Genomic DNA, 15161 nt, shown 5'->3' with positions numbered 1-15161 from the left:
AAGTTAAGGGAACCTTAACTTAACCTCTGCTTGGGTTCAACTCAATATTAAATTGTTTGTTTTGATAAAGACCGGTTCCTACTGGAATCATACGTCCTAAGATAACATTTTCTTTAAGATCCTCGAGCATATCCATCTTACCTGCGATACTCGCTTCCGTTAGAACTTTGGTTGTCTCTTGGAATGAAGCCGCTGATATAACACTATCACTACCGATCGCTGCACGGGTAACACCTAAAAGTGTTGGCTCAGCAATCGCTGGCTCTCCACCCATTTTCATAACCGCTTCATTCTCTTCACGGAAACGTCTACGGCTAATCAAATCACCCATGATAAACTTTGTATCGCCACTGTCAACAATACGTACTTGGCGAAGCATTTGAGAAACGATAACCTCAATGTGTTTATCGTTAATTGCAACACCTTGTCCACGGTAAACTTGTTGAATTTCACTGATCAAATAATAGTGAAGTGCTTTTTCACCCATAATACGTAAAATATCATGGCTTGAAATAACACCATCCGTAAGACGCTCACCTGCATGAACAAATTCACCTGGTTGAACGTGAATTTGTGTATTACGATCCACTAAATACTCTACACTTGTACCATCCGCTGCTTCAATAATAATACGCTCTTTTGAACGAAGTGGTTTACCAAAACGAATCGTTCCATCAATTTCCGCAATGACGGTTGCATTTTTAGGACGACGTGCTTCAAAAAGCTCACTAATACGTGGAAGACCACCGGTGATATCTTTTGATTTTGCAATCGCTTTTGGTGTTCTACCAATCAAATCTGCTAAACCAACCGTTACACCATTTTGAACGAAGATGGCTGTTTTTGGCTCTAATTGATACTTAACAATCTCGCCATTTTTATTGGCAATAATAATGGTTGGTTTCATGCCACTTGGAAGATATTCGTTAATCACAAGTCTACTTTGACCTGTCATATCATCAAATTGTTCCGTCGCACTAATCCCTGGTTCAATATCTTCAAATGTAACCGTACCCGCATCTTCTGCAATAATTGGCGTAGAGTATGGATCCCACTCAGCGATGGTAATTTGCTCACTGGTTGAAGGATATGCAAGGAGTGTTTTTCCTTCTACAATGCTATTATCATTAATATCAATGATAGAATCACGTGGAATATAGTGGCGGATTGCTTCTCTATCATCATTGTCTGCAACCACTGCAAAAATACCTTTTTCTTTAACCACATGACCTTTTTCAATATCATGGATACGATCCAAATAATCTCCATGAAGCTTATAGTATTTAACAACACCTTTAGCATCTGCATGAATTTTTTGGATAATTGGGTCACCATTTTTTACTTTGAGTTCACTCGCATAAGGGATACGACTTGGAACATTCCAACCCTCTTTAATCACCTCTACGATGCTCTCATTGACTTCAACCATATCGCCGCTAACATAAGGAATATAAAATTTACCCTCAATTTTACCACTCACACCCGCTAGCTCATTGGGTTTAGCAAAGTCACTTTTACGGAGAGTATAGCGAATGTTTTCACCGCTACCACTTGTAATCGTAATCGCTGTCTCTTCATGTGCTGTGTCAATTTCAATTGTACCTTTAAATGGTGCTTTGATCTTTGGTTCTACAAGAAGAACAGCTGCATTTCTGCGGTTAGCAACGATATTCTTGCCTTCTTTAGTAATATAAGTTTTTACATTGTAATAACGGATAAAACCCTCTTTTTGGGCAATAACTTGACGATCTTGTGATTCTGTTGATGCTGTACCACCGATGTGGAATGTACGCAAGGTCAACTGAGTACCAGGCTCACCAATAGATTGAGCTGAAATAATACCAACCGCTTCACCAGGACGAACCAATGTGCCCTCAGCCAAGTTTGTACCATAACATTTAGCACAGACACCTTTTTTAGCTTTACATGTAATCGGTGTACGAATAACAACTGACTTAATGCTCGCCTCTTTAAGGGCTTGTGCGCTCTTCTCATCAATCAATGTTCCCTCTGTAAAAAGAACTTCATTGGTGATCGTATCGATAACATCTTCTGCAAGAACACGACCTGTTGCTCTCTCATACAATGACTCTACAAGCTCACCGCTCTCGCTGATTTCAGTAATCTCAACACCTTCGTGTGTACCACAATCATCCATCGTAACTTTAACGTTTTGTGCAACGTCAATGAGCTTTCTGGTCAAGTAACCAGCGTTGGCTGTTTTAAGAGCCGTATCCGCAAGACCTTTACGTGCACCGTGCGTTGAAATAAAGTATTCAAGAACGTTTAGACCTTCACGGAAGTTTGAAATAATTGGTGTTTCAATAATACTTCCATCCGGTTTTGCCATAAGTCCCCTCATACCTGCTAACTGTCTAATTTGCGCAGCAGAACCACGCGCACCAGAATCTGCCATCATATAAATAGAGTTAAAGCCGCCTTTATGACTTTCCGTAAGCTTCATCATCTCAGAAGCCACTTCATTGTTCGTATCCGTCCAAATATCAATAATTTTGTTGTAACGTTCTTGCTCGGTTAATAAACCAGAACTGAACTGTTTTTGGATCTCGCGTACTTTTTTCTTCGCTTCTTTGATTTTTTTTACTTTAGCTTCAGGAACACGGATATCATCAATTGAAACCGAAATACCTGACTCTGTTGCGTATTTAAAGCCGAGTCTTTTGATATTATCTAAGAATCCTGCAGTAATACCAATACCACCCTCTTTAAAAACAAAATCAACTAAAGCACCGATATTTTTCTTTTTCAATACTCTGTTCCAGTGAGCCTCAGGTACAAAATCTGGTAAGATTGATTTTAAGATCAAGCGACCCGCTGTTGTAAAGAGCACTCTGTCATTAATACGTGTTTTAATTTTGGCATGAATATCTAAAAATCCTGCATCAATCGCAATATGAACTTCATCCACATTTGCAAAAATTTTATTACTTCCTTTTGCATGCGGTTTTTCAAGTGTTAAATAGTAAAGACCCAAGACCATATCTTGTGTTGGAACAGTTACCGCTTTACCTGAAGCTGGAAGCAAGATATTCATCGAACTTAGCATCAAAATTTTACACTCAGCAATGGCCTCTTGTGATAGTGGAACGTGAACCGCCATTTGATCACCATCGAAGTCCGCGTTAAAGGCAGAACATACAAGAGGATGCAAACGAATCGCTTTTCCATCAATCAAGACAGGATGAAATGCCTGAATGGAAAGCTTGTGAAGTGTTGGTGCACGGTTTAACATAACTGGATGACCTTTGACCACCTCCGCTAAACATTCCCATACTTCATTGGTTTTCATGTCAATCATTTTTTTGGCTTGCTTAACCGTTGTTGCATACCCTTTTTCTTCAAGACGTGCTAACAAATGTGGTTTGAAAAGCTCCAATGCCATCTGTTTAGGAAGACCGCACTGATCCATTTTCAAATTTGGGCCAACAACAATAACAGAACGACCTGAAAAGTCAACCCTTTTTCCGAGTAGATTTTGACGGAAACGTCCTTGTTTACCTTTAATAATCTCTGAAAGTGATTTTAAAGGACGTTTGTTAGCACCTTTTACTGCATTGGCACGGCGACCATTATCAAAGAGCGCATCAACCGCTTCTTGTAACATACGTTTTTCGTTGCGAATAATAATTTCTGGTGCATCGAGTTCCATTAAACGTTTCAAACGAGCATTTCTGTTGATAACACGACGATACAGGTCATTGACGTCACTTACTGCAAACTTTCCACCATCCAGTGCCACAAGTGGTCTAAGATCTGGCGGAAGGACTGGCAACATTGTAATCATCATCCATTCAGGACGGTTACCGCTGTTAAGGAATGCTTCAACGACTTTGAGACGTTTTACAATAGTTTTTTTCTTTGCTTCGGAACTGGTTTGGTTAATATCTTCCTTAAGTTGACCAAGAACTTCGACAAGGTCAATATTCGCTAATAAATCACGAATAACTTCGCCACCCATTTTTGCCACAAAACCAGTATCTTCAAAACGTTGCTGCAATGATTGATATTGTTCTTCATTAAGAACATCATAAACTGCAACTTTATTTTTGTTTTCTGCATCGTAAAACGCTTCGCCTGCTTGCTCAACAATGTAAGCTTCATAGTAAAGTACGCGCTCAAGATCTTTCATCTTAACACCAAGCAATGTTCCCACACGACTTGGAAGCGAGTTAACATACCATATATGAGCCACAGGAGTTACTAACTCGATGTGTCCCATACGTGAACGTCTCACTTTGGTGCTCGTTACTTCAACGCCACATTTTTCACATTTGATGCCTTTGTAACGCATCTTTTTATATTTTCCGCACAGACATTCATAATCTCTGACGGGTCCAAAGATTTTCGCACAGAAAAGTCCATCGCGCTCTGGTTTGAGCGTACGATAGTTAATGGTTTCTGGTTTTTTAACCTCTCCATAACTCCATGAGCGAATCTTTTCTGGACTTGCAAGTCTTAATTGAAATGCTTTAAAGTCCCTAGGACGGCTCTCTTCGTGAATCTCAATTGGTTCTAGTCGTTTCATCTTCTTCCACCTCGTCATAAATCTCAACATCTAAAGCCAAAGACTTCAACTCATTCGTTAAAACATAGAATGTTTCAGGAATTCCTGTTTGAGGGACATTTTCACCTCTGGTAAGTGCTTTATAAGCTAAAATACGTCCTTCAACGTCGTCTGATTTGACTGTTAACATCTCTCTTAGGGTATGAGCAGCACCGTATGCTTCAAGAGCCCATACCTCCATCTCACCGAACCTTTGACCACCAAAGAGGGCTTTACCACCAACTGGTTGTTGAGTAACCAGTGAGTATGGTCCAGTGCTACGTGCATGTACTTTTTCATCAACTAAATGGTGGAGTTTTAACATATACATGTAACCCACATTGACTCTTTCGTGCATCTTTTGACCGGTCATACCATCGTATAAATCAGTTTTACCATCAGTATCAATTTTTGCCATTTCAAAGAGTTTTTCAAACTCTTCAATGTTAACACCTTCAAAAATCGGAGTTGCAAATTTAACGCCTTTACTCCAATCTCTAGCAAAAATCAACAACTGTTCATCATTTATTTTATCAATAAAATTCCTAGCATCCATCAGTTTGGCAACATCCGCAATACTAATCATTTTTTCACGAAGTGCTTTAATCCAGTCACCTTGTTTCTCTTTGAATATCTCTTCAATTTGATCACCCAAACGTTTACCAACAAGACCTAAGTGAACCTCAAGAATTTGTCCGATATTCATACGACTTGGAACGCCCAGTGGATTAAGAACGATATCTACAATTTCACCATTTTTAAGGTAAGGCATATCAACTTCACGAACGATATTGGAAACGATACCTTTATTTCCGTGACGTCCCGCCATTTTATCACCCACTTTAAGTTTACGTTTGGTTGCCACATAAACTTTAACAAGCTTAACAACGCCACTTGGTAAAATATCATCTTTTTCAATAATATTTAGTTTCTCATCATGTTCTTCTTTGAGTTTTTTCTTCTCATTTTGGAAGTACATTTTAAGATCTTTATAGTCATCTTGAACTTCATTTGAGAACGCTTTTACAATTGAGTTAATTGAAAAACGGTTGACATTATGAAGATCTTCTGCTTTAATAAAGCCACCCTTTTTATAACTTGTTTTGCTAATCTCTTGATCTTCTTGTAGTGGATTTTTCAAAAGCAATGCGTTAATACGCAACATCTCTTCACGATCCAACATCAAGAGTTTATCGTGATGCTCGCGATCTAAAATCTCTTTTTCTTGCTCATATGCTTGGACAGCGCGTGGATCTTTGTCGTAACCTTTTTTTGTAAAGATTTTAACATCGACAACAATACCCTCTAACGATGGCGTTGCATACAATGATTTATTGACAACATGTCCTGCTTTTTCACCAAAAATAGCACGTAAAAGTCGCTCTTCAGGCGTTGGTTTTACTTCACCTTTTGGTGATACTTTACCAACTAAAATCATACCAGGAGTGACATAGGTACCAACTTTTACAATACCACTATCATCAAGATGAGCTAACTCTTCTTCTTTGACGTTTGGAATGTCTTTAGTAATCTCTTCCACACCGTCTTTGAGTTCGCGTGCTTCAACTTCCTTTTCATAAATATGAACACTGGTAAAAGCATCTTCACGAATCATACGTTCACTAATAACAATCGCATCTTCGTAGTTATAACCATTCCATGGCATAAAGGCAACCATTGCGTTTTTACCGATAGCAAGCTCACCTTGATCCATACTTGGACCATCGGCAATAACACCACCAGCTTCAACCATATCACCTTTTCGAACAATAACTTTTTGGGTAAACGTTGTATTTTGGTTAGTTCTAAGATTTTTTTGAAGTGCGTAATGGTCAATAAATGCACCACCTTCATCTTCACCTAAAATATAGACGTTTTTGTTATCGACTTTTTCAACCATACCCGCACGTTTGACTTTAATTGCTTCCCAAGAGTCTCGAGCTGCAATTTTTTCAACGCCCGTTCCAACAATAGGTGCGTCTGATTTGACCAAAGGTACAGCTTGACGTTGCATGTTTGAACCCATAAGTGCACGGTTTGCATCATCATGTTCCAAGAAAGGAATCAAAGAAGCAGCAACACCTGCAATCATCATTGAAGAAAGGTCAATTAAGTCCACTTTCTCTTTTTCAATAAGAACCGTCTCACCATCTACACGTACTTCAATCAAATCTTCAACAATTTCATTATTTTCATTGATTTTAGTACTTGCAGGAGCAATGACTAAGCCCTCTTCTTGTGTAGCTGTAATATAAATGATTTCGTCTGTAATCGTTGCATTCTCAACTTTACGGTAAGGTGCTTCCACAAAACCTAGATCATTTACTTTTGCATACATTGAAAGGGTATTAATCAAACCAATGTTTTGACCCTCTGGCGTTTCAACAGGACAAATACGACCATAGTGTGTTGGGTGAACGTCACGGACTTCAAAGCCTGCACGTTCTTTTACCAAACCACCCTCACCAAGAGCCGATAATCTTCTTTTATGTGTAATTTCACTCAGTGGATTCGTTTGATCCATAAATTGTGATAACTGCCCACTTGAAAAGAACTCAGCAATCGCCGAAGTGATCATTTTAGAGTTAATCAAATCATGAGGCATTAACTCTTCGACACTGCCACTAAGAGCTGTAAATTTATCACGAATTGCTTTTTGCATTTTAATCAAACCTGCATGAAGCTCATTCGCAAGTAACTCTCCGATAGCTCTAATTCTTCTATTACCCAAGTGATCACGATCATCGATATGACCTTGACCATTTTTAACTTTAATCAAGTATTTTGCTGTTTTGATAATGTCTTCGCTCGTCATAATTGTCACATACTCAGGGACGGTAAGTCCAAGTTTATGATTCATTTTCATACGACCAACTTTGGTTAAATCGTATCTTTCAGAGTTAAAGAAAAGATCTTTGACAAATGTTTTCGCAGCTTCTTTAGTAACAGGCTCACCTGGTCTCATGACTTTATAAATACGAATAGCCGCTAAATCATTTTCATCTTCAATACTCTCTGTTTGACGAAGTAATTTCAGTGTTTCATTATCAGCAATAAACGAGTTAATAATGGCATCGTCGACACCACTTGCAAGATCATTTGCAATTTCAATCGTTTCACATTTTTGTTCAATGATCTTAGCCAATTTACCTTCGTCAAGTTGTGCCAATGTATCATAAAGAACTTCACCACTCTCTTTATCAATAATTGGAGAAGAGAGAAAACGGTTCACCAAAATTTCAACAGGATACTCAATAAACTTAATACCATCTTCAATAAATTTTTCAGCTTTTTTACGTGCAAGACGCTTTCCTGCAGCCAAAAGAAGGTTTCCATGTTCATCTTTAAGGTCAAAATCAACACGACCTAAGAAGTTATCTGCTGAGAACTCAATTAAGAATTTATTTTCACGAATCATAATATTGAGCACAGGGTAAAAAAGTTTTAAAATATCTTGTTTGCTGTATCCAAGTGCACGGAATAGAATCGTAATAGGAACTTTTCTACGTTTATTAATTCTAACAAAGAGGGTATCTTTTGCATCGTATTCAAAATAGAGCCAAGAACCGCGATCTGGAATAATTTGAGCATTATAAATAAGCTTATTAGCAACCGTTGGGCTCTCTTCTTCTTTAAAGATAACACCAGGGCTTCTGTGAAGTTGATTCACAACAACTCTCTCAACACCATTAATAACAAATGAAGTTCTATCGGTCATCAATGGAATTTCACGAATAAAAATTGCTTGTTCTTTAATATCTTTTACACCAGTTTTTTCACCGGATTTTTCATCTTTATCCCAAAGGATAAGACGAATATTCATTTTTAAGCTAACAGAATACGTAAGGCCACGCTCCATACATTCGCGGACAGTATATCTAGGTTTTCCAACCTCAGATCCAGCATATTCTAAAGTAAGTCTATTTTGGGGATCATGAATAGGAAAAATAGATTTAAAAACCTTCTCTACGCCACTCTCTTCTTTGAAATTTTCAACATCTAAAAACTGTTCGTAACTCTTTTGTTGAAGTTGGAGTAGATTTGGTACATCAATTTTTTTTGGGACTTTGGAAAAATCGACTCGTAAGCGATTTCCAGATTTTAGGCTATTTAACATGAGTCTACCTCGTGTAGTTGTTTGAAAAGGGCAGTAGGTTCATCTATCGTTTGATAGAAGTTGTAACGACTAATTAATATCCAAGAATATAGTTTTAAAAGAGAAGCACAAGGCTTCTCTTAAAGTAATAAAATTACTTGATTTCAGCGACTGCGCCAGCTTCTTCAAGTTTCTTTTTGATTTCTTCAGCAACTTGTTTAGAGACACCCTCTTTAACAGTTGTAGGAGCACCTTCAACAGCATCTTTTGCCTCTTTAAGACCAAGACCTGTGATTTCTCTAACAACTTTAATTGCGTTGATTTTTTTCTCGCCGCCATCTTTAAGGATAACATCAAACTCAGTTTTCTCTTCAGCCGCTTCTGTTGCAACAGCTGCGCCAGCACCTGCTACCATAACTGGAGCTGCAGATACACCAAATTTCTCTTCGAAATCTTTTACAAGTTCACTCAATTCAAGTACACTAAGACCTGAAATATACTCTAATACGTCTTGTTTTGAAATTGCCATTTCAAATCTCCTGATTATTTTATAGTTATAATGATTTTACAAGAGTCTTGCTCTTGGACTTTACATGTAAAGGCAAAACTTTACAAATACACGCTATTCAGACTCTTGTTTTTTAGCACGAAGTGCATCAAGACCAATGGTAAAGTTTGTAATTGGTGCCATCCAAGTTGATAGAAGCATTCCAATAAGCTCATTACGTGATGGCATTTTAGAAAGTGCTTCAACTTTAGCAGCATCAACCACAATACCACCAGCAAAACCAGATTTAATTATAAAATTTGGATTTGTTTTAGCGAATGTAGCGACAACTTTAGTAACAGCTAACTGATCAGCACCCCAAACAAAAATGTTGGTGTCTTTTAGTTCAAGTCCTTCGATACCAGCATTTGTCATAGCAATTGATGCTAAAGTATTTTTAATAACCTTAACATTAACCGCTTCTGGTCTTGAAGCATTTCTTAATGCTTCGATCGCTTTAACATTAAGACCTTTGTAGTCACAAACAATTAAACCGTCGGAAGATTTAAACTCTTCAGTTAGAGAACTAATAAATTCAGCTTTCTCTGTTCTTGTCAATTTTTCTCCTTTCCAACTGGTGATTTCAAGTAGAGATGAGTCAACTCAAATTAAGCTTTCGCCTCTACTCTCTCCAATCATAAGATTAAGTATAAATATACAGTACACCATAAAGCAACTCTTTATGGCAAAATTATCTAAGGCACTAAAGCTTTCTAACCAAATTCAATGGACAAAAGCTTTAGATGAGTGTTTTATCTAAGGTCGATTAGTTCTTGATTTTCAAGATTCATAGATGGACTCATTGTCAATGACAATGCAGCACATTTAATATATTTACCTTTAGAAGAAGCAGGTTTATGCTTGTTGATTGCTTTGATAAATGCTTCAAAATTCTCTCTAATTTGCTCAGATGAGAAGCTAATTTTACCAATACCAGCATGGATATTTCCTTGTTTATCAACACGGAAATTGACTTGTCCGCCTTTGTTATTCTCAACAGCTTTTGCAACATCCATGGTTACAGTACCTGTTTTTGGATTTGGCATGATACCTTTTGGTCCAAGAATACGGCCAACTTTACCGACTAAACCCATCATATTTGGTGTTGCAATCAAAACATCAAAGTTAATGCGACCTGCTTGAATTTCTTCAATTAAATCATCGCTACCAACAATATCCGCACCCGCTGCTCTTGCTTCATCTGCTTTTTCATCTTTTGCAATAACGGCAACACGAACTGTTTTACCAGTGCCCGCTGGAAGAACAACAGAACCTCTAACCATTTGGTCAGCGTGTCTTGGATCAACGTTAAGTTTAAGTGCAATTTCGATTGTTTCATCAAATTTTGCAGACGCCAAGTTTTTAATATTACCAAGTGCATCAGCTACTGAATATTTTTTTTCTTTATCAACTTTTTTCAAAAGTTCTTGAAAACGTTTATTTACTTTCTTTGCCATTCTTTATCTCCGCATAATTTTGCTTCCGCCTTTATAACCCTGACGGTAAAGGGGTAAGGATTAATCGACGACGTTAATACCGATACTTCTAGCAGAACCTGAAATAATTTTCGCTGCTGCTTCACGATCCGTTGTATTAAGGTCAGCAATTTTTTTCTCAACAATCTCAAGAATTTGAGCCTTGCTAAGGGTACCAACTTTGTTTTTCAAAGGGTTACTTGAACCACTTTTAAGACCGACTGCTTTTTTGATAAGATCTGTAGCAGGTGGTTGTTTGGTGATAAATGTAAAACTTTTATCAGCATAAACAGTGATAACAACAGGAATTCTAAAACCTGCCAACTCTTTTGTTCTTTCATTAAATGCTTTACAAAATTCCATAATATTTACACCACGTTGACCAAGAGCTGGTCCTACTGGAGGTGATGGATTTGCTTTAGCAGCTTCAATTTGCAATTTAATTTCGCCAATGACCTTTTTTGCCATTTCTTTTCCTTTAAGCTTAGACTATTTTTTCAACTTGAGAATAGAGAATCTCAACTGGAGTACTTCTACCAAAGATTGAAACATTGAGTGTGAGTTTGCCATGAACCATATCATACTCTTCAACTGAACCTGTAAAGTTTGCGAAAGGACCTTCTGTAATCCTAACACTCTCACCATTTTCAAAGAAGATTTTTGGTTTCGGCGCACCTTTTTTCTCAGCTTTCTCCAAAATCAATGCAATATCTTTTTCACTCAAAGGTGTAGGTTTTTTTGCTTCACCGATGAATCTTCCGACTTTTGGCAATGATTGGATAAGATGCCAGAGTGCTGTATCTAAATCTAGTTTTGCAAATGCATAACCAGGATAAAGACTTCGCTCACTAATCTTTTTTTTACCATTCTTAACTTCAATTACATCTTCAGTTGGAACAAGAATTTGCTCCACTTTATCAGCGATACCATGATCATTGACAAGTGTAATAATTCCTTTCTTAACTGCTTGCTCACTACCTGCATAGGTTTGAATTGCATACCATCTATGTGCCATTCTTTCTCCTTAAATTAAAGAAGATAAAGAAAAAGACATAATAGCATCAATCAGCGCTAAGAAGAGTGAAATTACAGTTACAACAACGAAAACAGAAATGAAAGCATTTCGTATCTGTTCTTTTGTTGGAAATATAACTTTTGACAATTCAGCTTTAGAATGATGATAATAAGCTCTTAATTTTTCCATTGTATTACCTCGACTAGTGGCAGGGTAGGAGGGACTCGAACCCACAACCTGCGGTTTTGGAGACCGACGCTCTACCGTTGGAGCTACTACCCTGCATGTAAGTTAAGTCTTTTAAGGGACTTAACTTTTTAATTTCACTTCTTTGTGAACAGTGTGTTTTTTCAGTCTTGGACAATACTTGCTAAGTTCAACTTTTTCAGTAACTGTCTTGCTGTTTTTGGTTGTTGTGTAATTAATGTCACCACATTCAGAACACTTTAGTCCGATTTTAACGGTCATTAGATTTCCTTGACTTAATTACATGTAAGGGGGTTTCCCCTTACATGCTAAAATTACTTGATGATTGTAGCAACAACACCCGCACCAACTGTTCTACCACCCTCACGGATTGCAAAACGAGTACCCTCTTCAAGGGCGATAGGTGCGATAAGTGCAACTTTGATTTTTACGTTATCACCAGGCATAACCATCTCAGTACCTTCTGGTAATGTGATAGAACCTGTTACGTCTGTTGTACGAACATAGAATTGTGGTCTATAGTTGTTAAAGAATGGAGTATGACGACCACCCTCTTCTTTTGAAAGAACATAGATTTCAGCTTCAAAGTCAGTATGTGGAGTGATTGATTTTGGTTTACAAAGAACCATACCACGCTCAACTTCTTCTTTTTTAATACCGCGTAGCAAGATACCACAGTTATCACCAGCCTCACCACGTTCCATCTCTTTACGGAACATTTCAACGCCTGTTACCGTTGTAGTTTTTGTATCTTTGATACCTACGATTTCAATAGTCTCACCAATTTTAACAGCGCCTCTATCGATTTTACCTGTAACAACAGTACCACGACCTGAAATTGAGAATACGTCTTCGATTGGCATCAAGAAGTCTTTGTCAGTTTCACGAACTGGATTTGGAATATAAGCGTCAACTGCAGCCATAAGAGCAAGGATTTTTTCACCCCATGCGCCAACAGTACCAGCTTTTGCTTCTTCAAGTGCTTTAAGTGCAGAACCAGCAACGATTGGAGTATCATCACCTGGGAAGTCATATGAACTAAGAAGTTCTCTAATTTCCATTTCAACAAGTTCAAGAAGTTCTTCATCATCAACCATATCAGCTTTGTTCATGAAAACAACGATATAAGGAACACCAACTTGGCGAGAAAGAAGGATGTGTTCACGCGTTTGAGGCATAGGACCATCTGCTGCAGAAACAACAAGAATAGCGCCATCCATTTGAGCAGCACCTGTGATCATGTTTTTAACGTAATCCGCGTGACCTGGGCAGTCTACGTGTGCATAGTGGCGATTTTCTGTTTCATATTCAATGTGAGAAGTTGCAATAGTAATACCACGCTCTCTCTCTTCAGGAGCGTTATCAATACCATCGTAATCTTTAAATTCACAAAGACCTTTTGTCGCTAGAACTGCAGAGATAGCAGCTGTAAGCGTAGTTTTACCATGATCAACGTGACCGATGGTTCCAATGTTAACGTGTGGCTTTGTTCTAGAGAACTTTTCTTTTGCCATTTTTTCCTCCGTAATGAGTTTTATTTTTAGTACATTTCAATTTTTCAAAGTTTTAAAAACTTTTTGAGTGATGGAGCTCATAGAGGGACTTGAACCCTCGACCTCTTCCTTACCAAGGAAGTGCTCTACCCCTGAGCCATATGAGCCGACTACAAAAGGGTGGACCAAATTGTATCGCAACAACAATAATGATTAGATTTTATTAAGGAAAGAAAGGAAAGACTACTGAACTTGTTCTGTAGTGCCCTAAAGCAGAAGAAATTCAACAGCTCCCAGTTTGCTTATAAAATCTTGGAGCGGGAGACGGGACTCGAACCCGCGACCCCCAGCTTGGAAGGCTAATGCTCTAGCCAACTGAGCTACTCCCGCAATGGTGGTGAGAGAAGGATTCGAACCTTCGAAGACATAGTCAGCAGATTTACAGTCTGCCCTCGTTGGCCACTTGAGTATCTCACCGTATTTTTACCATATTTATTGCTGGTCAAACACTGTCTTTCACAAACAAAAATGGAGCTGGTGAACGGAATCGAACCGCCGACCTACTGCTTACAAGGCAGTTGCTCTACCAACTGAGCTACACCAGCACCCTTGATTGTGAGGTGAAATTATATCTCAAAAGATTTTCAAAGTCAATACTTTTTAGATATTTTACGTGATTCTTAGCTAAAATAGTCTCTTATGTTTGCTATTAAAGGTATACGATGAAAATTTTATTCTCACCCAGCGAGACAAAAAGCGCATTAACCACTCATGGCTTGCTCAAAAAAGAGAGTTTAGTCTTTCCTTCTTTATATGAAAAACGTCATCAAGTTTTAAAGCAGTATCAAGCACTTTTAGAAACACATGATACCACACTCTTGCAAAATCTCTTTGGTATTAAAGATACTCAAAAAATTTTAGCTCTATCGAGCAAAAATATTTTTGACTCATTTACATGTAAAGCCATTCTTCGCTACAGCGGTATTGCTTACGATCATCTTCTATTTGAAACGTTAGATAAAAATGCGCAAACCTATATTGAAAACCATGTCATGATTTTCTCGAATCTTTTTGGCCCTCTTCTAGCAGGAGATCTGATTCCAGAATATAAACTTCAACAAGGGGAAAGCCTGAATGGTTTTAAAACCGAAATTTTCTATAAAGAGTATTTTAATGATGCAATGGATGCATGGATTGGCGATGAAACTATTTTGGATCTCCGTGCAGGATATTATGAAAAATTTTATACGCTAAAACAACCTTTTATCACTATGAAATTTTTGAAAAACGATAAAGTAGTAAGTCATTTTGCAAAAGCTTATCGTGGACAAGTTTTACGTGAAATTGCTATTCATCAACCCTTTAATGAAAAAGAGTTTGGAAAAATTGGTTTTGAAGGACTCCGTATTCGTGAAATCAAAGAGCAAAAACTTAAACGCGAATACATCTTTGATATTATTGATTGATTTGCTGTAAAAAGGTACAATGTTATCAAAATTTATGTCAAGGAAAAGCTTATGGGTATTTTACAATGGATCGTCATTGGCGTACTTGTTTACGCAATCTATTATATTATCAATAAATATGAACGAAAAGTTGATGAACTCACAAGGCTTATTGAGCTTAATCGTGATGAAATCGATAAAAACAAACAAGACATCGCAAAAAATAGTGAAAAAATTGCTAAAGCGAGTGAAGGTGTAGCAAAGAATAAAGAAAAACTTGAGCTTAATCAAACGATTATTGAAAAACTAAAATAATTCT

12 protein-coding genes and 5 tRNA genes are annotated in these 15161 nt (G+C 37.6%); 2 read left to right on the top strand and 15 right to left on the bottom strand.

Annotated features, from left to right (window positions below):
• Positions 1-19 precede the first annotated feature (19 nt).
• The 15 genes from rpoC to SJPD1_RS02125 form a co-directional block, all read right to left on the bottom strand.
• On the bottom strand, positions 20-4546 hold the full coding sequence (gene rpoC / locus SJPD1_RS02195) for a DNA-directed RNA polymerase subunit beta' (RefSeq protein WP_096045770.1): 4527 nt from the start codon (positions 4544-4546) through the stop codon (positions 20-22).
• A complete protein-coding gene (gene rpoB, locus SJPD1_RS02190; protein ID WP_096045769.1) occupies positions 4524-8681 on the bottom strand; it encodes a DNA-directed RNA polymerase subunit beta in 4158 nt (1385 codons plus the stop codon). Before rpoB ends, rpoC begins: the two co-directional genes overlap by 23 nt.
• Before the next feature lie 133 nt (positions 8682-8814).
• Positions 8815-9189, bottom strand: a complete 375-nt coding sequence (rplL, locus tag SJPD1_RS02185) for a 50S ribosomal protein L7/L12 (protein WP_087437693.1) — start codon at positions 9187-9189, stop codon at positions 8815-8817.
• Positions 9190-9282: 93 nt separating this feature from the next.
• The gene (gene rplJ, locus SJPD1_RS02180) at positions 9283-9765 is read right to left on the bottom strand and encodes a 50S ribosomal protein L10 (protein ID WP_096045768.1); all 483 of its coding nucleotides are present in this window, start codon (positions 9763-9765) and stop codon (positions 9283-9285) included.
• A gap of 194 nt (positions 9766-9959) precedes the next feature.
• Positions 9960-10664: a 50S ribosomal protein L1 gene (gene rplA, locus SJPD1_RS02175; RefSeq protein ID WP_087437691.1), complete on the bottom strand. Its 705-nt coding sequence runs from the start codon at positions 10662-10664 to the stop codon at positions 9960-9962.
• A 60-nt stretch (positions 10665-10724) separates the two neighbouring features.
• The gene (gene rplK / locus SJPD1_RS02170) at positions 10725-11150 is read right to left on the bottom strand and encodes a 50S ribosomal protein L11 (RefSeq protein WP_096045767.1); all 426 of its coding nucleotides are present in this window, start codon (positions 11148-11150) and stop codon (positions 10725-10727) included.
• A 16-nt stretch (positions 11151-11166) separates the two neighbouring features.
• Complete coding sequence (gene nusG / locus SJPD1_RS02165; RefSeq protein WP_087437689.1) at positions 11167-11697, bottom strand: transcription termination/antitermination protein NusG; 531 nt, start codon at positions 11695-11697, stop codon at positions 11167-11169.
• A gap of 9 nt (positions 11698-11706) precedes the next feature.
• On the bottom strand, positions 11707-11886 hold the full coding sequence (secE, locus tag SJPD1_RS02160; protein WP_087437688.1) for a preprotein translocase subunit SecE: 180 nt from the start codon (positions 11884-11886) through the stop codon (positions 11707-11709).
• Positions 11887-11903: 17 nt separating this feature from the next.
• Positions 11904-11979 (bottom strand) — tRNA-Trp (locus tag SJPD1_RS02155).
• Between the two features lie 27 nt (positions 11980-12006).
• Complete coding sequence (gene rpmG, locus SJPD1_RS02150) at positions 12007-12165, bottom strand: 50S ribosomal protein L33 (RefSeq protein WP_012856149.1); 159 nt, start codon at positions 12163-12165, stop codon at positions 12007-12009.
• A gap of 53 nt (positions 12166-12218) precedes the next feature.
• Complete coding sequence (gene tuf, locus SJPD1_RS02145; protein ID WP_096045766.1) at positions 12219-13418, bottom strand: elongation factor Tu; 1200 nt, start codon at positions 13416-13418, stop codon at positions 12219-12221.
• A 71-nt stretch (positions 13419-13489) separates the two neighbouring features.
• Positions 13490-13564: transfer RNA gene (locus SJPD1_RS02140), tRNA-Thr, on the bottom strand.
• A gap of 146 nt (positions 13565-13710) precedes the next feature.
• Positions 13711-13787 (bottom strand) — tRNA-Gly (locus tag SJPD1_RS02135).
• A 2-nt stretch (positions 13788-13789) separates the two neighbouring features.
• Positions 13790-13874 (bottom strand) — tRNA-Tyr (locus tag SJPD1_RS02130).
• A gap of 52 nt (positions 13875-13926) precedes the next feature.
• Positions 13927-14002: transfer RNA gene (locus SJPD1_RS02125), tRNA-Thr, on the bottom strand.
• Positions 14003-14119: 117 nt separating this feature from the next.
• On the opposite strand from SJPD1_RS02125, the gene SJPD1_RS02120 reads away from it, so the two are divergent.
• A complete protein-coding gene (locus tag SJPD1_RS02120) occupies positions 14120-14863 on the top strand; it encodes a YaaA family protein (protein WP_096045765.1) in 744 nt (247 codons plus the stop codon).
• A 51-nt stretch (positions 14864-14914) separates the two neighbouring features.
• A complete protein-coding gene (locus SJPD1_RS02115; RefSeq protein ID WP_087437685.1) occupies positions 14915-15157 on the top strand; it encodes a hypothetical protein in 243 nt (80 codons plus the stop codon).
• Positions 15158-15161: the final 4 nt, after the last annotated feature.

Origin of the sequence: Sulfurospirillum diekertiae (genome assembly GCF_002309535.1) — a bacterium.
GTDB classification, from domain to species: domain Bacteria; phylum Campylobacterota; class Campylobacteria; order Campylobacterales; family Sulfurospirillaceae; genus Sulfurospirillum; species Sulfurospirillum diekertiae.
This window is presented reverse-complemented; position numbering and strand designations above follow the sequence as displayed.